Genomic DNA, 20,659 nt, shown 5'->3' with positions numbered 1-20,659 from the left:
CTTAGGCCGGATAGCTGATCTCTAAGATTTCAAGCTCATCCTCGCCCGAGGGGGTGCGAACGGTGACGACATCGCCGACACCCGATTTCATCAGGGCGCGCGCCACCGGGGAGATCCAGCTGATCTTGCCATTGAGGCTGTCGGCCTCGTCCTCGCCAACAATACGGATGGTTTTTTCTTCGTCGCGGGCATTCACATACGTGACCGTTGCGCCAAAGAATATGTGGGCATGATCGGGTTGTTCATCAGAGCGGACGACGACGGCATCCTCAATCCGCTTGCGCAGGTATCGCACGCGCCGGTCGATTTCGCGCAGGCGCTTTTTGCCATAGATGTAATCCCCGTTTTCCGAACGGTCGCCATTGCCCGCTGCCCAATGGACAACAGCCACGACTTCCGGCCGTTCCTTTTTCCAAAGGTGGTCGAGTTCGGATTTAAGGGCCTCTAACCCTTCGGGGGTGATGTAAATCGGTCTGTCCATGGTCTGCGTTTTAACGCAAAGCCGATGGTTGGAAAAGAGGACAAAAAAAGCAGCGCCCGAATGGTACCGGGCGCTGCTTTGAATTGTGAAATGCTTGGCGAACCTACGCCTTGGCCGTGGCGCGCAGTTCCCTGTCATCAATCGGCATATGCACGATGGCGGCAAAGACGCCGAGTGCCACGGATGCCCACCAGACGGCATCGAAATTACCGGTCAGGTCATAGACAATGCCGCCCATCCAGGCGCCAAAGAACGCGCCGATCTGATGGGACAGCATGACAATGCCAAACAGGGTCGCCATGTAACGCGGCCCGAAGACCTGCGCGATCAGGCCACTGGTCAGCGGCACGGTCGAAAGCCAAAGTGCGCCCATCGATGCCGAAAACAGCAAGATGGTTTCAGACGTTTTGGGTGCAAAGATAAAGATCACAATGACCAGCGCACGCATGCCGTAAATAAACGACAGGCCATATTTCTTGCGCCATTTGCCACCGGCCCAGCCGGCCGTAAGCGTTCCGACAATGTTAAACAGACCGATCAGTGCCAGACCTTCGGCCGCGACCGAACGGGGCAAGCCGCATAGTTCGGTAAAGGTAGGAAGGTGGGTGGCGATCACCGCGATGTGGAAACCGCAGACAAAGAAACCGGCATTGAGCAGTGCGAAGCCGCGATGTTTGCGGGCCTCGTGGAACGCGGCGGCCAAGCCCTGCGGACCCAGATCGGGGGTGGCGGTCGGGCTGTTTCCTTCGGCCTTGCCGGTCATGGCAAAGGCAGCCGGGATGATCAGCATCGAAATGGCTGCGAGGATAACAAGGGCCGATACATAACCAAGCGAACTGTTGAGCGCCTGGGTGGTCGGGGCCATTACCAACTGACCAACTGAACCACCAGCGGAGGCCAGACCCAGTGCGAAGCTTCGTTTTTCATTGCTGAAAACGCGGCTGATCGCGGCAAGCACCACCGGAAAACTCGTGATGCCAACACCGGTGCCGATCAGGAAACCTGCAGTGAGGTAAAGCTCGCCGGGGGACGCGGATGTGCCCATCAGATAAAGCCCAAGCGCATAAACGATACCACCGCCAATCAGGGTCCGGGTTGTACCAAAACGGTCCGCAATGGCACCGGCGATCGGGGCGGAAATACCCCACATCAGGTTTTGAATGGCAAAGGCCAGACCAAAGGTGGCAGCGTTCCAGCCCGTGTCATTGAGCATATCGGGGATAAACAGGCCAAGCGACTGACGCACACCAAGGTTCAGTGACAAAACAAGGCAGCCAGAAAGCAGAACCAGCCACGGGAACCATTTTTTCGCCCGCATAATGGTCATGCGTGTGGGGCTTTGCGGCGGCGGACTTTGGGGCGAGCTTTGAGTGGGGCTCATAGGCGTTCCTCCGAGAGGGATTATTGTTTGGTGGCGATATTGAACGCGGTGGCGCTATGCGTCCAATTCATTCGGATTATGATGCTGATAACATTTCTGCATGTGGGTTATCGGATGCTTTGCCGGCATTAATCACCAGTTCGCCAACCTTGTCGATAATATCGTCAAGATCAGAACTTGATGCGCGACGGATCAGGGTGATGGCCATGCCCCAGTTCATGCCGGGAATATCAAGGATCTTGATCCGGTTTGCGGCTGGGCTGTGCTGGCAAAACCGCCGCGCCATGATCCCGTAACCCGCCCCGGCGGCGACCATTTCGATCTGCAATTCAAGCGCGGAGACTTCAAGCACGGATGTGAATTCGACCCCGTTTTTATGCGCCCATGCATTGCCAAGCGCGCGGAAGGTGCAGCCTTCGGGCATCAGGATCATCGGATGTTTGGCAAGTTCGGCGATGGTTGTCGGATGGGAACGGGATGATTTCGGGCCGATGGCAACGATTTCATCATCGAGCAAGGTTTGCGGCGACAGGCTTGCCGGCAGATCGCGGCTTTGTACCCCGCCAACAATGCCGTTTGGCCCGTCAAGCGACAGCATGGCATCAATTTCACCCCGACGCAGAAGCGGAAGAAGTTCCGCTGACCAGCCGCTTTTGATCGAAAGCGACATATCCGGGAAGGCCTGATGCAGGGAACGGAGTTCTTGGGCGGCCAGAAGCGGGGCGGCCCCGTGACTTACGCCCAATCGGAACGGGCCGTGGCGTTTGGTGTTGCCAAGAACCGAGTCGCTGAAACCTTCAAGGCGGCGCAACAGATCGCGTGCCTCGGTAAGCGCCCGGTGCCCGGCGATGGTTGGTTGCAGGGGTTTGGTAGCGCGGTCAAACAGGCTTTTGCCAATGCGTTCTTCAAGGCGCTGAATACGGCGGGTGACGGCCGGTTGCGTCAGGCCAAGGCGATCCGCCGCACCGTGAAAGGATTGCGCGTCTGCAACGGCGATAAGGGTTTCAAGCTCGCGGGTGTCCATGGGGCTATCCTGATCCGTTCGGGATCAGGGAAGTGTCCGGGATAATCCATAGTCATGCAAGAAATCTATTGTAGCGTCACAATCGATGCGTTTCATGCATTGGCGGGGGATGCGCCAAGGACCTGATCGCGTTTTCTTTTTGCCTTGAACGCCGTGGCCGCCGCGGTATAGCCGCCTTCGCCGCCATCAAGAAAATGGAAATGCGCATCGCTTGTGATGGAGGGCACAATGCAGGTCATGATCGCACTGCGTTGGCGATGGGTGCCAAAATGAATGTCGCCTTGCAGTTCTGCCGCATGCAAAAGGGCTTCGACTTCCTCAGCACGGGTCAAACTGCAATTCACCGTCATCCACAGGCCATCGCCAAATTTGCGAAAGTCGGTGTTATAGCCGGTGTAATCGCGATAGCGCCGTGGATCAAAGGCGCCCAACTTCCAGCCGGTTTTCATCAGGATGGCCGCGATCAGCGCGATATAGAGCGCCTTGAGCCATGCTTTGATATAACCGCCTTCCTTGTGTTTGGTGGCCTCTGCCTCAAGATGCATTCCGGGCGGCGGGAAGGCGATACCTGGCCCGTTTTCGGGGATCGGGCTGCTTTTGCGCGGGCTGTCATCAAGAATGGCAAACAGTTCATGAACGGTGGCATCAAACCGGGTGCGGTCGTCACGCCCTGCAACAATGATCGACAGAATGACGTCCGAACCCTCAGCCCGGATCGGGGACCAGCGGCATGAAAGCCCGGTCAGATCCGGTCGACTGCCGGGCGGAGCCGCCGGGATCATGTTGTTGCCCTGTTTCATCTGGTCTTCGGCCCATTGCATGCCGCCGCCGGCAAACATGGCATAGGAAACCGGATTGGAAACGGCGTAGCGCGCAATGCGGACATCGTGCCCAGCAGCCCGGATATCGCCGATCCGCACAAGACCGACACGCAATTCAAGATCCAGGGTTTCAGCCGCCCAGGTGGCCGTCGATGCCATCGCATCGCGCACCGCGTCAATCTGATCCGGGGGGCAGGCAAAACTTGCGCCATCGCCACCAAACAGGAACGGGTAATCTGAATGTCCAAGCACATTGCTGACTGCGCAGATCACTGATGCACCGACCATGTTGACGTCCTTGTATCGACCGGCTTCGACCGCCTTCGTCGACCCAATGACATCGGATGTGCCCACCCACCAGTCATCGGGAAGGGCATGATACACCGTGCCATCAAGCACCTTTCCGAAGTCGTCAAAGGTCGGTATGTCGAGATAAAGGTTGGTCAAATCGATCTTTCATTGGCAGGCGCGATCGCAATAAACCTGCAAACCCTGCGTGCCATCAATAGTGCGGCGGTGGTGCGTCGTCTTCGGGTGCTGTACGCAGGAAATCGATCATGCGTTTAATATCAGACGACATTAATTTGTTCTGACGTTCAAGCAGATCGATGCGATCCCACTGCTTTTTGATCATGTCAGACAGGTCGGTGACGACGGTTTCCATGTGGGCAAGCTGTATTTCAAGCTCGGTTATGCGGGTGTCGGTTTCTTCGTGGCTCATTCCGGTATCTTCTGCAAATGTGTTCAGTTGGCTGTGTGTGTCGTGGCTTGCGGTACGCGCATGCCTGTGGCACCACTGCGCGGCACGGACCCTAACATATCTGGATGGTTGATGACTGATTTATCCGTACTGGCCCTTGTCGGAATTATTTTGGCGCTGATTGCGGGTTATGCAATCCGGCTAAAGGCCGTTCCGATGCCGACATCGGCCAAGGCGGCCGACGAAATCATCGCCTATATCCCGGGTGATACCAAGGCGGTGACGGATTTCGGATCTGGCTGGGGTGATCTGGCGCTGGCGATTGCGCGGGCAAGGCCGGAGATCAAAGTCACCGGTATTGAATTATCACCAATCCCCTATGCCATCAGCCGGATGCGGGCGGTTTTGGCTGCACGGCCCAACCTTGATTTCATCCGGGGTGATTTTAAAACCCTTGATCGCGATCCCGGCGACGTTGTGGTTTGTTTTCTTGACCCAAGGGTGATGGGCGATGTTGGCGATGTGCTGGATCAGCGTATGGCAAATGGCGGCATTTTGATATCGCGCGCCTTTGCCATTCCCGGTTGGCAGGCGTTTGGCGAGGTGCCGATGAAAACCGGATCGGATCACCTTTATCTGTATCGGATCGGCAGTCACAAGCCGGGCGTTGTTGCCTGATCTATGTTGCCTGATCTGTGGCGTCTGATCAATTGGACAGCTTAGTTGCCATGCCCGCAACAGCCACCGTCTTCCCCGCGCCCATGTAACTGGATCGGCGGGCAGGGGACGGTGCCATACGAACAGAAAACGCAGCAATCACCAGCCTTGGGACGCAGCACTGCACCGCATCCCTTGCAGTCATAAAAATACTGGCAGGCATCCGTCGGCATGGTTTCGGTTTCGACATGCCCGCATTCAGGGCAGGTCAGGACCGAAACCAGTTCGACATGATCGGCATCAGTCTTCTTCATAGACTTTGATCAATGCTGAATGATCGAGGTCGCCATGACCCATGTCGATCAATTCGTCATAAAGTTCCATGGCAAGACGGGTAATGGGCAGTTCGACCCCCAGTTCGCCTTCGGAAAATTCAAGCGCCTGGAACAGGTCCTTGCGCTGGGTGACGACCTTGCCGCCCGGTTCGAAATTGCGTTCGATCATGCGTTCTCCGTGCTTTTGCAAGATCGCGGAATCGGCAAAACCACCGGTCAGCGCAGATCGCAGTTTATCAAGATCGACACCGGCTTCATCAGCCATGGAAAAGGCTTCGGCAACCGCACCAATGGTGATGCCGACAATCATCTGATTGGCCGCCTTGGCAATCTGGCCGGAACTGACATCGCCGACATGGGTGACGCGTGACCCAAGGACGTCAAACACCCGATGGGCACGTTCGAAATCTTCGGGCGATGCACCGACCATGATGGAAAGGGTGCCGTTCTCAGCCCCGTGGGTGCCACCGGAAACCGGGGCATCAATCCATGTGCCGCCGGCTTCTTCGACCACATCGGCAAAGCGCCGTGTGGCTTCGACCGAGGTTGTACCCATGTCGATGACGATGGTGCCTTCTTCGAGGCCGTCAATAATGCCTTCTTCACCCAGAAGCACATTTTCAAGTGCGGGCGTGTTGGCAACACAGATGATGACGATGTCGGCCTCGGCCGCGGCATCGGCCGGGGTGCCCGCAGTCGCAATGCCAAGATCTTCGAAGGCATTGAGTGTTTCGGGATTACGGGTATTGACGGTCAGGACTGCACCGGCCTTTTCAAGATTGAGCGCCATCGGACGCCCCATCAATCCAAGTCCGATAAAGGCGATGTTTTCCCCGGAAAGAGCGGTCATGACGGCGATCCCTTTGTGTGACGGTAGCGATATCTGAATTGGCGACGCAAAAACGGTCCGCGCCCATTGGCCCGAAACCGGAAAGTTTTGTTGGCTGGGTCCTGTCCCATTATGGATGACCAAGAGCAGCAATTTCAGGGCGTAACGCCCAAAATGCGCTTTGGGTTCCACAAATTCGATCAGACAGGCCCAACACAAAGTTGGAATGCTGATTTAACCGTTTTTCATTCAACGAGGCTGTGCTGGCAAGGTGCCGCGGCCGTCGTTGCAAACATCAAAAATCACCGGGCCGGACATAGCGCGCCGCCATGGCCCGTTCGATGGCCGATCCGACCAACCGGTCAATATCAAGCCGGTGGCGAAGCAATTCAAGAATGCGGAGTTCTTCCTGGCTGATTTCACTGTCGGACAGGACGATTTCACAGGCGAAGACATACGCGGTTTCGCGCAGTTTGCGCGGCAGGGCATCGCGGATCATATCCAGCGTGCGGTCCATGCCGTCTTCTTCGCCGAGCAGCTTGGCGCAATCGCGCGCAACACTGGTGACACCATCATTGTCAAATCCGGCAAAAATCGGAAGATAACGGACCCGGCGGCCCATCGCGGAAAGTTCGGCGTCGGTGATATCGTTATCGGCGGCCGATACCATAACCATTGTGTAGATCAAGGCGTCCTGATGCGAAATCACGTTGGTTACTCCTTATCGAGGATGGTTCCCTGAAACGCTTTTATCCGGACTTTGACGTTGGGATCCGGACAGTGTGAAAACCACCGAGCCGAGCGATGGTATGCCGATAAACTTCCACGGGCAACAGTTAACCGATGAATTTTCAAGGATTTTAAGGATTACGTAGTGAAATGGCGTTCATTCTGTCGGCACCGGTCGCGCGGGCGTTGAAAGCCGTGAAAAAGGCGGCATGCGCGACCAAAAGAACAAAAAATGAAGCCGCTACAAAAATACAAGCAGAATGATTGGGGTTGGTGGCTCTCGTCGGGGAAAATTTGGCTTTGCACTGCATGGGGTAGCAGTTATGGTCGCGCAGCGACAACAAACATGACGAATAAAGCCGCTATGGGAGACATCAACGCAATCGATTCCGTCGGTATGTTGACGGCGTTGATCAGCCACCTGTGTTTGCCGTCTGGAGCATATGATCCAGACGAAGGACGACTGCTCGTAAATTCAGCATGGCGCGAAGCCTATGACGAGAGTGTACAGGTCGGCGAATGGGTTTCTCCCGACGCAGTTGAAGGCCTTTCAAAACCGCTTGCCGAACTTTCGGGGCGGCTTCTTGATATTGGCGGCTACCATTATATTGAATGCGGGTTCCGGGACTCTGCATGTGTGTTGTTCGGCTGGAAGCTGAGCATCGGTCGGCGCACCTATATCCGCTTTACAACCATTGAGGCCACCGTTTCATCGGGCATCGGATCGCTGATTTCACCGCAACCGGTTTTGCTGGTGGAAACCAACGGTCGCCTGCGCAGCACCAATTGCGCGGCAGAGCAGCTTGCCCTTGAAATGGGCATGGCATCGCCGCTTGATCTGATGCATCCAGGCGACCAGCGCCCGCTGGTCAGTGACGAAGGTCCGCAATTTGACACCGACAGCCCGCGCACCGTCCATTACGGGCAGCGGTTTTTCCAGTGGCAATATATCACGCTGGAAAATTCGGGTTGTCTGGTGCTGTTTGGTCAGGAACGCACGCGCGAGGAAAGCTATCGCCGCGCGCTTGAACATGCAGTGCATGGTATTATCGAGCTGAATGCCGAAGGCACGATCACCAATGTGAACGAAGAAACCGCGTCACTGTTCAATTATGATTCCGTGCGCGAAGTGACCCAGGCCTATTTTCGCCATCCCGAAACCTTTTATGCCAGCGACAGCGACCGCATTCAGCTGCGTCGCGATCTTGCATCCGGCAAGGGCGTTCAGGCCCGCGATATTGAAATGCGCCGGGCCGATGGCAGCCAGATCTGGGTGCGGGTCAATGCCACCGAAATTCGTGGCGAAGGCGGAATGCTGCTGGGTTATAGCGTTACCATCACCGACATTACCAAGAACCGTCAGGCGGAATATGATCTGCGTCGGCGTCAGGAACGCTATCGCGCCTTGGTTCAGACGGCGGGCAGCGTCATCCTGTTCCTCGATGCCGAGGGGCGCATTCTGGAATATAACCGCGAATGCGAATGGACATTTGGCTATTCCTGGATGGAGGCCGCAGGCCAGAACTTCTTTGACTTTTTGCTGGTTGAAGAAGACCGGGCGCGTGTTCGGATGGCAGTGCGCCGGTTGCTGTCGGGTGAAATCATCAAGGATGAGGTCCTTTCATTCAAGCGCCGCGACGGTGAAATTCGCCTGTTGCAATGGAATGCGCGCGCGCATTTCGGCGAAGATGGCGATGTTGCCGGTGTGATCTGTATCGGTCAGGACGTGACAGAAAAACTGTCGGTCGAACGGGCATTGCGCCATGCCGAGGAAAAATTCCGCGGCATTTTCGAAAACTCGGCAGAAGGGCTGTTTCAAAGCATCCCGCTTGGCCCGATCCTGTCGGCCAACCCGGCCTTTGCGTCCATTCTGGGCTATGACGCGGTCGAAAGCCTGATTGCCAAGGAGCATGACTGGGCGTTTCATTATCTGAACCCGGTCAATCGTTTGCGGTTTATCGGCCGGTTGCTGCGCGATGGGATTGTGCAGGGATTTGAAACCGAGATGCGCCGCGAAGACGGCAAAATCATCTGGGTCGAGGAAAATGCCCGTCTTGTTCGCGATGAGAAGGGCCGTCCGACCCTGATTGACGGATCGATCACCGATATTACCGATCGCAAACGCAGCGAAGCGCGCATTCAGTTCCTTGCCCATCATGACGGGCTGACAGGGCTTCCGAACCGGACCCTGTTCCAGGAACGTCTGGCAGCCGCAGTTGCGCGCAGCAAACGCGAACGCTGCCACTTTGTCCTGATGATGTTTGATCTTGATAACTTCAAGGATATCAACGACACGCTTGGCCATCCGATTGGCGATCTGCTTTTGCAGGGGGTTGGCGAACGCATGCGGGTTTGCCTGCGCAACGAGGATGTGGTCGCGCGTCTTGGCGGTGATGAATTCGCAGTTCTGATCCACGAGCCGGGCTCGGTCGAGGAAGTGACCTTTGTCGCCCAGCGCCTGATCGAACGCATTTCCGAACGTTTCATGCTCGATGGCAATGAAGTGCAGGCATCGACCTCGGTCGGGATTTGCATGTATCCGCAGGATGGTCGCGATGAAAAGGACCTGCTGCGCAATGCGGACCTGGCGCTTTATTGTTCCAAGGCCGAGGGGCGCAATCGCTATCACTTCTTTGAACCGAAACTTCAGGTCGAGGTTCAGGAACGCAAGGCGATGGAACGCGATCTGAGCCACGCGATTGAAAATGACGAGCTGGAGCTGTTCTATCAGCCGATCATTGACATCGTCGGTCATCGTATCATCGGCATGGAAGCACTGGTCCGCTGGTTCAGCCCGTCACGCGGGCAGGTCAGCCCGGTTGACTTTATCCCGGTGGCCGAACGCATGGGCATCATTGCCGATATTGGCAAATGGGTGCTGAACCGGGCCTGCCATCAGACCAAGGCATGGCGCGATGCGGGCTATGGCCAATTGACCATATCGGTCAATCTTTCGCCGCTTGAACTGGCCCGCCACGAAGACCTGATTGAGAGTGTCGGTGAAGTGCTTTCGCGCACGGAACTTGATCCCCATCAGTTGCAGTTCGAGGTGACCGAAGGGGCCGTGATGGACAATCCGCGCGAAGCCGCCATCACGCTCGGTATCCTGCGAAATCAGGGCATTCGTATCGCGATTGATGATTTCGGGACGGGGTATTCGTCACTGGCCTATCTCAAACGCTTCCCGGTGGACAAGATCAAGATCGACCGGTCCTTCATCATTGATATCGACAGTTCCGATGGCAATGCTGCGATTGTGCGCGCCGTCGTGTTCCTGGCGCGATCATTTGGCATGGCGGTCAATGTTGAAGGCATTGAAACCGAAACCCAGCTTGAACATATCGCGTCCGAGGGGGTCGATGAAGTTCAGGGCTTCTATTTCAGCAAGCCGATCAGTGCAAGCGATATGGAAAGCCTGCTTAAGGCCAACCTGACCTCGCCCGCCCGTTTCCCGGTTGCCCAGCCTGGTTCATAATCAGCATTAGTGTTGGCCCAAAAAAAGAAACGCACCGGAACGGTATCCCGGTGCGTTTGTTGTTTGATGATCGTGACGGCCAGTTATGCCGCGGATTGCTGTTGCGGGTCGCCTGCGACCTTGCACAGCTTGTCGCGATCAATACGCATGGTCGATGGCATGCGCGGGTTGCGCACAATTGCGCCTTCGCGCCTCAGATTGGCGATCATGCGACTGGCGGTTTCGGTCGTGGTCGCAACGATATTGCCAAGCTTTTCACGGTTGGGCAGCGATACCAGATCATTGTGGGCAGACCACAACAGGAACCGGCAAATCCGGCGCATGGCCGAACCGGTACCAAAGCTGATCTTAAGCTGCTGACCATCCATGACTTCACTTGCCAGAAGCGACGTCACAGCCGATTGCGTGCGGGCATCATTTTGCTGGGCAAGACGGATCCGCTGGATCGGGATGCGTTTGATCACCGACGGTGCGATGGTTTCAATCACCAGCGACGGGTCGGTCACCGCCAGCATTTCAAGGCCGATCGGATCGCCGGGGCGATAAACCCGGCAGACCTGTCTTTCCCCCTGTTCAGTGTATTTGCAGCGCAGCGCCAGCCCAGACTGCACAATGTAAACATACGTGTGGTCCTGGCTGTGATGTCCGATGCTGGCATCGGATGGCAAAGTCAAAACGGCGGGTTCGGCAAGTTTTTCCAATACAAGCAAGGCGTCGTCTTTGTTCATGGGGATCTCCCATTGGCAAACTTACTGATACGCGGCAATGCCGTCGCGTATCGACACCAGTCTGTGAACCGGGATGTCCCGGAAGTTGCCGGTTTTACCGGCTGGCATGGGATGATGATCGGATAGAAACACGTCCGTCAGATACAGTTGTGGCGTCAAGTTGCCATCAAGGCACTGGCAAAGCGGTGCTTGGAATTCCGATCAGATGGCGACCGGCGGTGCGCGCGGAGATGCGGCAATCGGGCAGAAATCGTGCAGACGTGCCGTAATGTGAAGGGCGGTGACCTGATTAGACAGCCGGATCCGATGGATCAGTGGCAATTCAGGTTCTACCGGCATGCCGACCACATGGTTGCCAAGGCCGCAACTGGCGCACTGGAAGCCGTCAAAGGCGTCGGAACTGTGCGGATTAGCAGTGCGATCTGCGGCAAGGTCGGCCGGAACCGAAATGGTCTTGATGCCATTTGCGGTACAGATAATCAGCGGGACATAGGTCTGGGAAACTTCCGTGTTCGACGTCGGCACGGTTTCAAGCGCGACAGGCGCGTGCATGAACCCGAAAAACAGCGCGTTGACCAGCAACAGCCACGCCACACAAAGTGACAGAGTGCGTCGTGCAACCAAGCTGTTGAGCGGTGTGAAATACACGGGTTTCCATCCAGATTGGATAAGGTCTGGAATTTGATAGACCCTTGAAACCCCCATGTCAAAGCATCGAATTGTGAACCAGTTATCAGTTTTTCTTTATAATAGTTCTGATATGCCGGGCCAGGCCCGACACACCCTTGGTTACGCTGTTGCCCTGCGCGCCGATCTTGCCATGGAAATGCGCAACATAACCACACCGGTTATCGCGACCATGCCGCCGATCAGGGTCAGGATGTCGGGTGTAATACCGCTTAGAGTCCATGCCAGCAGCACCGCAATCGGCGGCACCAGATACAAAAAGTTTGCCGCCGATGCCGGGCCGAAATGGCCTATTGCGATGCTCCAGGTGGCATAGCCAAGTGATGCGGAAACAAGACCAAGGAACAACACCGCCGAAATCACCGAAACCGAAGCCAAACTGATTTGTGCCATCCCGTCGGGCAACCACGGGGTTAGCCATAGCGCACCCGTAATCAGTGTCCAGCAGGTGCAGGTGGCGGGTCCATATCGCGCGATCACCCCACGAACCAAAACGAAATAGGTGGCTGACAGCATGGATGCCAGCAAGATCAGCGAACTGCCATTGCCAAAACGCATCGGGCCGGGTTGACCAACGGCGATCAGGACCACACCGGAGAAACTGACAGCGGTGGCAATCCATGCACCAATCCCGAACCGGTCGCGCAAAAAGACAGTGGCCAGCATCGCTGTCCAGATCGGCAATGTGTTGATGATAAAGCTTGCCGCCCCCGGTGATACCGTCTGCTGCCCGGTATTGAGCAACCAGTTATAGATGCTGATGCCAAGTGCGCCGCCCAATCCAAGCCGTGCAAGATCAACCAGCGTGGGCATGTCCGGGCGTTTGATCGCCAACCAGATCACGGCCGGGCAGGCCGCCAGTGTAAAGCGCGCAGCGGCAAGGGGCAGGGGATCAAGCCCCGAAAGCGCAACCCCGATCAACGGAAAGGCCGCCGCCCAGGACAGAACCGTAATCAGGGCACAGGCAAGGCCCAAAGTGGCTTGTGAGAACATCGGCATTCCCCTCGTTCTATGAGAATGAATTTGTCTTCTGTCTTGCTGATAGCGCGATCATGAGTGTTGACATAGAACATAGCTTGGGGATCAGATGTGCATATGGTGCACAGCAATGACCTTTCTCTTCCGCCTCTTGCGCTGTTGCCTGCGGTGATGGCCGCGGCGCGCAACGGGTCCTTTTCGGCTGCGGCCAGTGAAATGGGCGTGACGCATAGCGTGATCAGTCGTCATGTTGCACAGGTCGAACAATGGCTTGGCTATGATTTGTTTGAACGTTATGGCCGCGGGGTGCGCCCGACGCCTGATGGGCAACGGTTTTTACGCGAAACACAGGCGGCGATTGATCTTTTGTCGCAAGGCGCGCAGCCCTGGCGGCGACGCCGTGGACCGGATGTCATCAAAATAAGTTTGCTGCCATCCTATGCCCGGATCTGGTTTCTTAAGCTTGTGCCCGAGATCGAGCGTGATCTGAATGTGCGGCTTGAACTCGAGATTACCGAACGGCTGGCCGATTTCGATGGCGGGCAGACCGACATCGCCATTCGCTGTGGCAAGGGACAATGGCCGGGCACCAAATCAAGCTTGCTGTTTGCTGATGATCTGGTGCCGCTGATTTCACCCAAGCTTTTGGGCGGGCACGATCCGCAAAGCCTTGATGCAAATGCAATTGCCAACCTTCCGCTTTTAAATGACAGCGACGCAACTGGCTGGCGGCATTGGTTGGCCGAACATGGGGTCAAGTATCGGCCCAAGCCATCAGATCGCCGGTTTGAAGATTACAGTGTCGGGCTGTCTGCGGCCGATGCGGGGCTTGGTGTGATTTTGGCCCGCCTGCCGTTTGCGCGCACGGCAATTGGAAATCACGACCTGATCATGCTGCCTTTTGCACCGGTTCGAAGCCCGCTTGCGACGTTTTTGGTGCAGCCGGCCTATGATCAGCGCCCGGCTGTGCGTGCGGTGGCAGAACGCCTGATCACGGCGGCGAAGGCATGCGGCTAAGATCAGCTCCTTGGGAACTTGTCCTATTCGACAGGCGTTAGATGGGCTATAATTTGCAGCAATTTCAGGTTGATATTGCCGCGATCCACAGTAGTCAGGAGCACCCTACCATGACCTTGATCGTTAATGACGGAACGCCGGAAATGCGCGGCCTTTTGGAAAAGGGGCGCAAACGGCTGCGCAACGTCGGCGTGGTGATGCTGATCCTTGGTGTGCTGGCGGTGGCCTTTCCCTTTGTCACGACAATTGCCTTTAAAACCGTGATTGGCTGGCTGTTCCTGTTTGGGGCGCTGGGTCATTTTTACGGGGCCTGGAATGCCGATACCCCCACACGGCGCAGCCTTGATGTCGTGCAGGGGGGTGTCTTTGCCCTGATTGGCGGCTGGCTGGCCTTCATGCCAGAAGGCGGCATTGTGACACTGACCGTGTTGCTGGCGATTGCCTTTTTGCTGCACGGGATTTTTGAAACCCTGATGGCGCTGTGGCTCAAACAGTTTCCCGGTTGGAAATGGATGCTGGTTTCTGGCGGGATTTCGGTGCTGGCCGGTATCCTGATCTTTGCCGAATTGCCAAGCTCTGCGACATGGGCGATTGGTTTGTTGATTGGCGTTAACCTGCTATCGTCAGGGTTCAGTTACCTGATGGTGTCGATGGCAATGGGTAAGGTCGCGCAGGCCTAAACCCAACGCACATATGGGGGATAAGGCATGGCAAACACGGTGGCACCTGCCGGTGTTCTGGAACGGTGTGATGATGCCTTGTCTTCAGCCATCCTTAACCGCGCTATTCTGAGCCTTACCCTGCTTGCCATGGCGGGGCACTTTCTTTTGATGTTCGTCGGCCCGGATAATGTTCTGGGCAACCGCACCGCCGACCTGCCGCTTTTGGTTTTGTTTGTGGTGGGTGGCATCCCCATTTTGGCGCAGCTTGCAATCAAGCTTCTGCGGCGTGAAATGGGGGCTGATTTTCTGGCCGCCATTGCCTTTGTTACCGGCGTGGTGCTGGCGGAATATCTTGCCGCCAGCCTGATCATTTTGATGCTGACCGGGGGGCAGGTTCTTGAAGGCTTTGCCATGCGCAAGGCGTCCTCGGCCCTTAATGCCCTGGCCAAGCGCATGCCAAGTGTCGCGCATCGCAAATCCGATGATGGCGAGATCACGGATATCGCGATTGACGAAATCGACATTGGCGATCTGATCGCGGTCTTTCCGCATGAAACCGCCCCCGCCGATGGCATTGTGGTTGATGGCCATGGCAGCATGGATGAAAGTTACCTGACCGGGGAGCCCTATGTGGTGGCCAAGGCACCGGGCACCAATGTGCTATCGGGTGCGATCAATGGCGAGGCGGTCCTGATCATCCGGGCGGAAAAGCGCGCGCGTGATTCCCGCTACGCCCAGATCATGGATGTCATGGCCGAGGCCGAACAAAAACGCCCGCGCATTCGCCGTCTTGGTGATCAGATCGGCGCGTGGTTTGCCCCGGCGGCCCTGTTATTTGCGATATGCGTTGGGTATCTGAGTGATGATTCATCGCGCTTTCTGGCCGTGCTTGTGGTGGCGACACCCTGTCCGCTTTTGATTGCCATTCCGATCACGGTGATGAGTGCGATTTCAATCGCCGCCCGGCGCGGTATCGTCATCCGGGATCCCACCGTTCTGGAACGCTTGCCAACCTGCCAGACCGCGATTTTCGATAAGACCGGCACGCTGACCTATGGCCGACCGGAACTGGTGGAGGTGATGGCCGGGCCTGACATGGACGGCAACCTTGTCCTGAGGCTTGCCGCCAGTCTGGAACGCTATTCCAAGCACCCATTGGCATCGGCGGTTTTGGTGGCAGCACGCGACCGCAACCTGCCACTTGATGAAGTCAGTCATGCCTCGGAAAAGCCGGGGCAGGGACTGAGCGGGCAGGTCGATGGGCATGAAGTTGCCGTCACCCATCGCAACAAGCTGATGAAATCCGACCCCGATATCGCCGGGCTTCTGCCCGAAAGTGCGGCGGGGCTGGAATGCGTGGTGCTGGTTGATGGCCAATATGGCGCGACCTTCCGCTTCCGCGATACCCCGCGCGCCGAGGGCGAAAGCTTTGTCGGCCATCTTGGCGACATCCATCATTTCAAAAAGGTGATGTTGCTTTCGGGCGACCGCGAAAGCGAGGTCAGCTACCTGTCCGAATTGCTGGGTATTTCCGAAAGCCTGGCATCGCAAAGCCCGGAACAGAAAGTCGCCATCGTCCGCGCAGAAACCGCCAAGGCCCCGACATTGTTCATGGGCGATGGCATCAACGATGCCCCGGCACTGGCCGTTGCCACCGTCGGCATCGCCTTTGGCAAGGAAAGTGCCGTCACGGCGGATGCCGCTGGTGCGGTGATCCCCGAGGCGTCGTTGGTGACCGTGGACGAGCTCCTTCACATCAGCATGGCGATGCGCCGCATCCTTTTGCAAAGTGTGATCGGCGGCATGGTGCTTTCCATCGTCGCCATGGGCTTTGCCGCCGCAGGCTATATCACGCCAGTTGCAGGCGCGCTTTTGCAGGAAGGCATTGATATCATCGCCATCCTCAATGCCCTTCGACTGGCGATCCGGCATAATATTGATGCGGATATTGTTAAGGATGATTTTTGACAGCTTTAAGTGCCGTCTGAATTTTTGACTGCCGCGGCAATTTGGGCAATCGCCGTTTTGATGCCGTTTTCCCCTGTGATCTCCTGCGAAATGCGTTCGGCGTTGTTACGATATGATGGCGTTTTGAAAACGGTCTGTATCTGCTCTGCCAGAAGCGTTGCATCAAGTTTTTCAGGCTTTATCGGCCTTGGGGAAACGCCAAGCTTGTGCAAGCGTTTTGTCCAGAAGGGTTGATCCCCGAAAAACGGAATGATGATGGACGGGCGGCCGACGCGCAGGGCTGCTGCACAGGTGCCAGCCCCGCCATGATGGATGACGATATCGACCTTGGGGAACAGCCAGTCATGGGGAACCTCTTTGACCGCAAGGACATTGTCGGGCCAGTTGATATCGCGCATGCCGCCCCAGCCGGTTGCGACAATGGCTGCCGCGTCCGAGCCACCGGATTGCGATATCGCCTTGGCGATCATCTCTGCCATGGCGGTCGGATCATTGCCGGGCATTGATCCAAACCCGATATAGATCAGGTTTTTGTGACGCTCGACAAAGTTTTGTACTGCCGGATCGGGTGGGTTTGTTTGGGCTGTCCCATCGAGAAACCAGTATCCTGTGACGGTTGCGTGCTTCGGCCAGTCTTTGGGGCGATTGATCACGGCATTGCTAAAGGCATGAATGATCCGAATCGCACCGGACTGGCAGGATTTCACAATGTCGAGATCCCTGGCATTGATGCCGTTGTTGCGTCGTGCGGCCCAGCGGCAAATGTGCCGACGCAGCGTTGCGTTCAAAAGCCGATACATCAGCTTGCCGGTCAGAAGGTTATAGGATCGGCCCAGGCGTCCCTTACCGCCAAGATCGGGAATGCCCATATGCGGATAATCCCCGGTCGGGATAAAAGACGGGATCAGTTGCGCCATTACCACCGGGATACCAAAGTGCCTGCCAATCGGCAGCGCACCAAAGGTTTTCGGATGAAACACAATCACGTCGGGTTTGCCCTGTTCAATGGCGCGGAAAATATCATCAAGCAGCGTGTCCTGAAGACCGCGCGCCTTTTTACCAATCGCCAATAATGACCTTAGCTTTTGAAAGGTCGATGCCTTCGGATCAGACGCGCGGGCAAATTGCGGATCATCCATAAGCGCAATCAGTGCATCGGTCAGGGGTGTGAATTCAAGATCATGATCGGTGATAAAACCGGCAAAGCGCTCCGGGGCGGCGATGGTGACCCGATGTCCCTTTTGGATCAGCCCACGGCCAAGGGCGACAAAGGGCTGCACATCGCCGCGCGTCCCATAGGTCATCAGCATGACATGCATGGTGCGTCCTTTCCGCCGTCACAATTGAGGCCAAAGAAACCGGTTAACCTTCTTCACGACCCCGGTCATTGCCAAGGAAGCTTCGCGTTTGTTCAATCGCCTCGCGCAGGCCGACCCGCTGAACTTCGACATCTTCGGGGAAGGCGCCTAGAAGCCGTGAGGGCATGCGGTTATCAAGCAAAACGAACACCCCGCGATCTTCGGCACGCCGGACAAGGCGGCCAAAGGCCTGCTTCATGCGCAACCTTGTCAGCATGTCGTCATAGCGCGCACCATGGAACGCCGATTTGCGCGCGCGGTGCAGGATGTCGGGCCGGGGCCATGGCACGCGGTCAAAGACGATCAGGCGCAAGGAATCACCCGGTACATCCACCCCGTCACGCACCGCATCGGTGCCGAGCAGGCAGGCATCGCGTTCGACCCGGAAAATGTCGATCAGGGTTGAGACATCCATGCCATCAATATGCTGGGCCAGAAGTTGCAGGCCCGCTTCATCCATCGGACCGGTCAGGCGCTCATAGACCGCCCGCAGACGCGTAATCGCGGTAAACAGGCCAAGCGCGCCGCCACCTGATGCCAGAAACAGCTCGCGATAGGCCGCCGCAACATGGTCCGGGTTATCCCGGCCAAGGTCATTGACGATGAAAACGCGGGTTTGTTCGCGGTAATTATACGGGCTTTTCATTGCCGCCCGGATGGCTGGAAGCGGCATGTGGGCGGCACCCGTGCGATCCTCGGCCACGGCCCAATCAAATTCTTCGTCGCCTGTGCCATCACGCAGGGTCGCGGATGTCACCACCATGCCGTGCGCGGTGGGCGCAAGCGACGTCGTCAGCGGGATGGTCGGGTCAAGGTAATGGCGATGCATACCAACATCGAAATCGCGGCCAAACTGGCGTTCAATCGCAAACCAGTCGACAAAGGTTTTCGGTGTTTCCTCGACCAGTGAGGCCAGCATTTCACGCCATGCGCCGACCTGCATGATTGCGCGGCGTTCAAGCGACCGGATCGCGGCATCAAGGCGCTGGCGTTCGGCACTGTCAAGCTCATCGGCCTTTTCATCAAGCATATGGGCAATGATCTTGATCAGCGACTTGGCCGGTTTTTCCATGGCCTCCAGCGCGCGATCCAGATCGGCGGCACTGGCAAGAACTTCGTTGAGCGCCGGTTTGCAATCAGTCTCGATTGAATAGCCACGATCTCCCTCGGCGGAGCGCGCCATCACCTGTGCCCGGACATGGGCCAAAAAGACCTCCGCCGGGCCCTTGGCATGTTGTGACCCGTCATGAATGCGCGATAGCCAACCCTGTTCGGGCAGGCATTGGGCAGCGACAATCACGGCATTGACGGCATCGCGCAGTTCGTCACGATCCAGGATCAGGGTTTCAAGGCGCTGTTTCAGGCCGCGTGCACGTGATGATCCTTTTTGCTCTGCCCCCAGAAGCCAACGACGGAGTTCCTGCCCCTCCATCCCGGTCAGATGTGATGAAAAGGCCTTGTCGGCGGCATCAAAAAGATGGTGGCCCTCGTCAAAGACATAACGCGTCGGCATCGATGCATCATCAAGCCCGCCCAAGGCTGCCTGCACCATGACAAGTGCATGGTTGGCCACCACGATCTCGGCCGACCGGGCGCGACGTACCGTCTTTTCGACAAAGCATTTCGAATAATGCGGGCAGGCGGCATAGATGCATTCGCCGCGCTGATCGGCCAATGCCCCCGTGAACCGATTGCCCAGCAATTCGGTCAGCCAGGCGGGGAAATCCCCCCCGACCATATCGCCATCACGGGTATGCGATGCCCACCGCGCAATCAGGCCCAGCGGGGTGGCTTGATGCGGTTGTTGATTAAGCGGGCGTTGGGCTTCCTCGAAATTCAGCAGGCAGAAATAGTTTTCCCGCCCCTTGCGCACCACGGCCTTAAGGCGTTTGTCCTTGGGGTCGTCATACAGGCGATCCAATTCCTGATCGATCTGACGTTGCAGGTTGCGGGTATAGGTCGAAATCCAGACCGCACCGTCATTCTTCTGGGCCCAAAGCGACGCCGGGGCGACATAACCCAATGTCTTGCCGGTCCCCGTTCCGGCCTCAGCCAGAACGATGTTGGGCGCACCATCATGCAGGCGCGGGCCAAAGGCGGAGCATACGGATGATGCATAATCGGCCTGTTGCGGGCGTTCTTCGGCTCCTTCGCCGAGAAGTTCCTTCAGGCGTTTGCGCGCATCCTTGGGATCAACCGGGTAGTTGGCCGGCGGCGGTGGCGGGGCATGTTCAGACCACTCGCCAAGCTTTTTCCAGACCTTAAGCCCTTCATATACCGCATAACGATGCGGACCATCGCCATCCGCCCCAAGGGCCGCCAGAACCGAAACGCCCCACGGCCAGTGGCCGCGCGCCATCGGCCATGCAACCGAAAGTGCTGGCCCACGTTTGTTGCGATGAAGGGTGGCGAGTTCCTGCAAAAGCCGTTTCATGGCTTCTGCCAGTGCCTCTGCCTGACCGATCAGGTCATCTGCTGGCTTTTGTCCCGTCGCAAGGGCAATGCCGCGCGGGGTCGGTACGCAAAACTGTGCCGGGCGGACAAATGCAAATAGCTCCAGCAGGTCATGGGCCGGAAACGGATCGGATTTCAGCCGCCTTGCACAGGCCGGGGTATGGACCAGAATGGGGCGTGATGACCGCGCACGCTTGGCCGCGGCCCCGTGCGGGAGTTCCTCGATCTCGCCATCGGGTGACAAGAACACGGCATGACGCAATCCAACGACCATGACAGGTGCGTTGGGCGGCATGAAACGCGGTTGGGACTCTTCGGAACGATCATCGAACATTTGGGGCACTATAAGCAGACAGCGACAGTGGCGCCACCGGG

General features: G+C 57.0%; 18 protein-coding genes. 5 read left to right on the top strand and 13 right to left on the bottom strand.

What is annotated here, in order from left to right; genetic code table 11:
• Position 1: 1 nt before the first annotated feature.
• The 5 genes from greB to FHI25_RS17720 all read right to left on the bottom strand — a co-directional run bounded on the left by greB (position 2) and on the right by FHI25_RS17720 (position 4,428).
• Positions 2 to 481, bottom strand: a complete 480-nt coding sequence (gene greB / locus FHI25_RS17740; protein WP_210520058.1) for a transcription elongation factor GreB — start codon at positions 479 to 481, stop codon at positions 2 to 4.
• Between the two features lie 103 nt (positions 482 to 584).
• Positions 585 to 1,862 carry an MFS transporter gene (locus FHI25_RS17735; protein WP_246879191.1) on the bottom strand — a complete coding sequence of 426 codons (1,278 nt, stop codon included), beginning with the start codon at positions 1,860 to 1,862 and terminating at the stop codon, positions 585 to 587.
• Between the two features lie 76 nt (positions 1,863 to 1,938).
• Positions 1,939 to 2,886 (bottom strand): LysR family transcriptional regulator, encoded by a 948-nt coding sequence (locus FHI25_RS17730; protein ID WP_210520056.1) that lies wholly within the window; start codon positions 2,884 to 2,886, stop codon positions 1,939 to 1,941.
• Between the two features lie 92 nt (positions 2,887 to 2,978).
• Entirely contained in the window at positions 2,979 to 4,154 is a 1,176-nt protein-coding gene (locus FHI25_RS17725) for a DUF3095 domain-containing protein (RefSeq protein WP_210520054.1), read from the bottom strand.
• A gap of 55 nt (positions 4,155 to 4,209) precedes the next feature.
• The gene (locus FHI25_RS17720; protein WP_064788488.1) at positions 4,210 to 4,428 is read right to left on the bottom strand and encodes a SlyX family protein; all 219 of its coding nucleotides are present in this window, start codon (positions 4,426 to 4,428) and stop codon (positions 4,210 to 4,212) included.
• A gap of 111 nt (positions 4,429 to 4,539) precedes the next feature.
• Here FHI25_RS17720 and FHI25_RS17715 point away from each other — a divergent pair, with 111 nt between their 5' ends.
• Positions 4,540 to 5,085 carry a class I SAM-dependent methyltransferase gene (locus FHI25_RS17715; protein WP_210520052.1) on the top strand — a complete coding sequence of 182 codons (546 nt, stop codon included), beginning with the start codon at positions 4,540 to 4,542 and terminating at the stop codon, positions 5,083 to 5,085.
• 41 nt (positions 5,086 to 5,126) lie between these two features.
• On the opposite strand, the gene FHI25_RS17710 is transcribed toward FHI25_RS17715, so the two are convergent.
• The 3 genes from FHI25_RS17710 to FHI25_RS17700 all read right to left on the bottom strand — a co-directional run bounded on the left by FHI25_RS17710 (position 5,127) and on the right by FHI25_RS17700 (position 6,937).
• On the bottom strand, positions 5,127 to 5,378 hold the full coding sequence (locus tag FHI25_RS17710; RefSeq protein WP_063087724.1) for a GDCCVxC domain-containing (seleno)protein: 252 nt from the start codon (positions 5,376 to 5,378) through the stop codon (positions 5,127 to 5,129).
• Complete coding sequence (locus FHI25_RS17705; RefSeq protein WP_063087726.1) at positions 5,365 to 6,249, bottom strand: NAD(P)-dependent oxidoreductase; 885 nt, start codon at positions 6,247 to 6,249, stop codon at positions 5,365 to 5,367. Before FHI25_RS17705 ends, FHI25_RS17710 begins: the two co-directional genes overlap by 14 nt.
• A gap of 274 nt (positions 6,250 to 6,523) precedes the next feature.
• Positions 6,524 to 6,937, bottom strand: coding sequence for a tellurite resistance TerB family protein (locus FHI25_RS17700; protein ID WP_008890260.1), 414 nt, complete (start codon positions 6,935 to 6,937; stop codon positions 6,524 to 6,526).
• Positions 6,938 to 7,303: 366 nt separating this feature from the next.
• Between FHI25_RS17700 and FHI25_RS17695 the strand changes: the two genes are divergently transcribed.
• Positions 7,304 to 10,432, top strand: a complete 3,129-nt coding sequence (locus FHI25_RS17695) for an EAL domain-containing protein (RefSeq protein WP_246879190.1) — start codon at positions 7,304 to 7,306, stop codon at positions 10,430 to 10,432.
• 83 nt (positions 10,433 to 10,515) lie between these two features.
• On the opposite strand, the gene FHI25_RS17690 is transcribed toward FHI25_RS17695, so the two are convergent.
• The 3 genes from FHI25_RS17690 to FHI25_RS17680 all read right to left on the bottom strand — a co-directional run bounded on the left by FHI25_RS17690 (position 10,516) and on the right by FHI25_RS17680 (position 12,840).
• Positions 10,516 to 11,160 carry a Crp/Fnr family transcriptional regulator gene (locus FHI25_RS17690; protein WP_120226452.1) on the bottom strand — a complete coding sequence of 215 codons (645 nt, stop codon included), beginning with the start codon at positions 11,158 to 11,160 and terminating at the stop codon, positions 10,516 to 10,518.
• 201 nt (positions 11,161 to 11,361) lie between these two features.
• Positions 11,362 to 11,808 (bottom strand): DUF2946 family protein, encoded by a 447-nt coding sequence (locus FHI25_RS17685; RefSeq protein WP_008890257.1) that lies wholly within the window; start codon positions 11,806 to 11,808, stop codon positions 11,362 to 11,364.
• Positions 11,809 to 11,949: 141 nt separating this feature from the next.
• Positions 11,950 to 12,840, bottom strand: coding sequence for a DMT family transporter (locus tag FHI25_RS17680; protein ID WP_210520048.1), 891 nt, complete (start codon positions 12,838 to 12,840; stop codon positions 11,950 to 11,952).
• Between the two features lie 102 nt (positions 12,841 to 12,942).
• Here FHI25_RS17680 and FHI25_RS17675 point away from each other — a divergent pair, with 102 nt between their 5' ends.
• The 3 genes from FHI25_RS17675 to FHI25_RS17665 all read left to right on the top strand — a co-directional run bounded on the left by FHI25_RS17675 (position 12,943) and on the right by FHI25_RS17665 (position 16,472).
• Entirely contained in the window at positions 12,943 to 13,842 is a 900-nt protein-coding gene (locus FHI25_RS17675) for a LysR substrate-binding domain-containing protein (RefSeq protein WP_210520046.1), read from the top strand.
• A gap of 110 nt (positions 13,843 to 13,952) precedes the next feature.
• Positions 13,953 to 14,522: an HdeD family acid-resistance protein gene (locus FHI25_RS17670; RefSeq protein WP_246879189.1), complete on the top strand. Its 570-nt coding sequence runs from the start codon at positions 13,953 to 13,955 to the stop codon at positions 14,520 to 14,522.
• Between the two features lie 27 nt (positions 14,523 to 14,549).
• Positions 14,550 to 16,472 carry a heavy metal translocating P-type ATPase gene (locus FHI25_RS17665; RefSeq protein ID WP_210520043.1) on the top strand — a complete coding sequence of 641 codons (1,923 nt, stop codon included), beginning with the start codon at positions 14,550 to 14,552 and terminating at the stop codon, positions 16,470 to 16,472.
• Between the two features lie 5 nt (positions 16,473 to 16,477).
• Here FHI25_RS17665 and FHI25_RS17660 read toward each other — a convergent pair whose 3' ends face one another.
• Together FHI25_RS17660 and FHI25_RS17655 are read right to left on the bottom strand one after the other, a co-directional pair.
• Entirely contained in the window at positions 16,478 to 17,791 is a 1,314-nt protein-coding gene (locus FHI25_RS17660) for a glycosyltransferase (protein WP_210520041.1), read from the bottom strand.
• Positions 17,792 to 17,834: 43 nt separating this feature from the next.
• The gene (locus FHI25_RS17655) at positions 17,835 to 20,618 is read right to left on the bottom strand and encodes an ATP-dependent DNA helicase (RefSeq protein ID WP_210520039.1); all 2,784 of its coding nucleotides are present in this window, start codon (positions 20,616 to 20,618) and stop codon (positions 17,835 to 17,837) included.
• Positions 20,619 to 20,659: the final 41 nt, after the last annotated feature.

This window comes from Thalassospira sp. ER-Se-21-Dark (assembly GCF_017922435.1).
Lineage (GTDB): Bacteria > Pseudomonadota > Alphaproteobacteria > Rhodospirillales > Thalassospiraceae > Thalassospira.
Note: the sequence above shows the minus strand (reverse complement) of the source record. Positions and strands in the feature narration are given on the sequence as shown.

Excerpts from the sequence above, each read along its gene's own strand:
- FHI25_RS17735 (WP_246879191.1), bottom strand. The coding sequence starts at position 1,862 with ATGAGCCCCACTCAAAGCTCGCCCCAAAGTCCGCCGCCGCAAAGCCCC.
- FHI25_RS17705 (WP_063087726.1), bottom strand. The coding sequence starts at position 6,249 with ATGACCGCTCTTTCCGGGGAAAACATCGCCTTTATCGGACTTGGATTG.
- FHI25_RS17665 (WP_210520043.1), top strand. The coding sequence starts at position 14,550 with ATGGCAAACACGGTGGCACCTGCCGGTGTTCTGGAACGGTGTGATGAT.
- FHI25_RS17670 (WP_246879189.1), top strand. The coding sequence starts at position 13,953 with ATGACCTTGATCGTTAATGACGGAACGCCGGAAATGCGCGGCCTTTTG.
- FHI25_RS17675 (WP_210520046.1), top strand. The coding sequence starts at position 12,943 with ATGGTGCACAGCAATGACCTTTCTCTTCCGCCTCTTGCGCTGTTGCCT.
- FHI25_RS17690 (WP_120226452.1), bottom strand. The coding sequence starts at position 11,160 with ATGAACAAAGACGACGCCTTGCTTGTATTGGAAAAACTTGCCGAACCC.
- FHI25_RS17695 (WP_246879190.1), top strand. The coding sequence starts at position 7,304 with ATGACGAATAAAGCCGCTATGGGAGACATCAACGCAATCGATTCCGTC.
- FHI25_RS17710 (WP_063087724.1), bottom strand. The coding sequence starts at position 5,378 with ATGAAGAAGACTGATGCCGATCATGTCGAACTGGTTTCGGTCCTGACC.
- FHI25_RS17715 (WP_210520052.1), top strand. The coding sequence starts at position 4,540 with ATGACTGATTTATCCGTACTGGCCCTTGTCGGAATTATTTTGGCGCTG.
- greB (WP_210520058.1), bottom strand. The coding sequence starts at position 481 with ATGGACAGACCGATTTACATCACCCCCGAAGGGTTAGAGGCCCTTAAA.
- FHI25_RS17660 (WP_210520041.1), bottom strand. The coding sequence starts at position 17,791 with ATGCATGTCATGCTGATGACCTATGGGACGCGCGGCGATGTGCAGCCC.
- FHI25_RS17655 (WP_210520039.1), bottom strand. The coding sequence starts at position 20,618 with ATGTTCGATGATCGTTCCGAAGAGTCCCAACCGCGTTTCATGCCGCCC.
- FHI25_RS17720 (WP_064788488.1), bottom strand. The coding sequence starts at position 4,428 with ATGAGCCACGAAGAAACCGACACCCGCATAACCGAGCTTGAAATACAG.
- FHI25_RS17680 (WP_210520048.1), bottom strand. The coding sequence starts at position 12,840 with ATGTTCTCACAAGCCACTTTGGGCCTTGCCTGTGCCCTGATTACGGTT.
- FHI25_RS17730 (WP_210520056.1), bottom strand. The coding sequence starts at position 2,886 with ATGGACACCCGCGAGCTTGAAACCCTTATCGCCGTTGCAGACGCGCAA.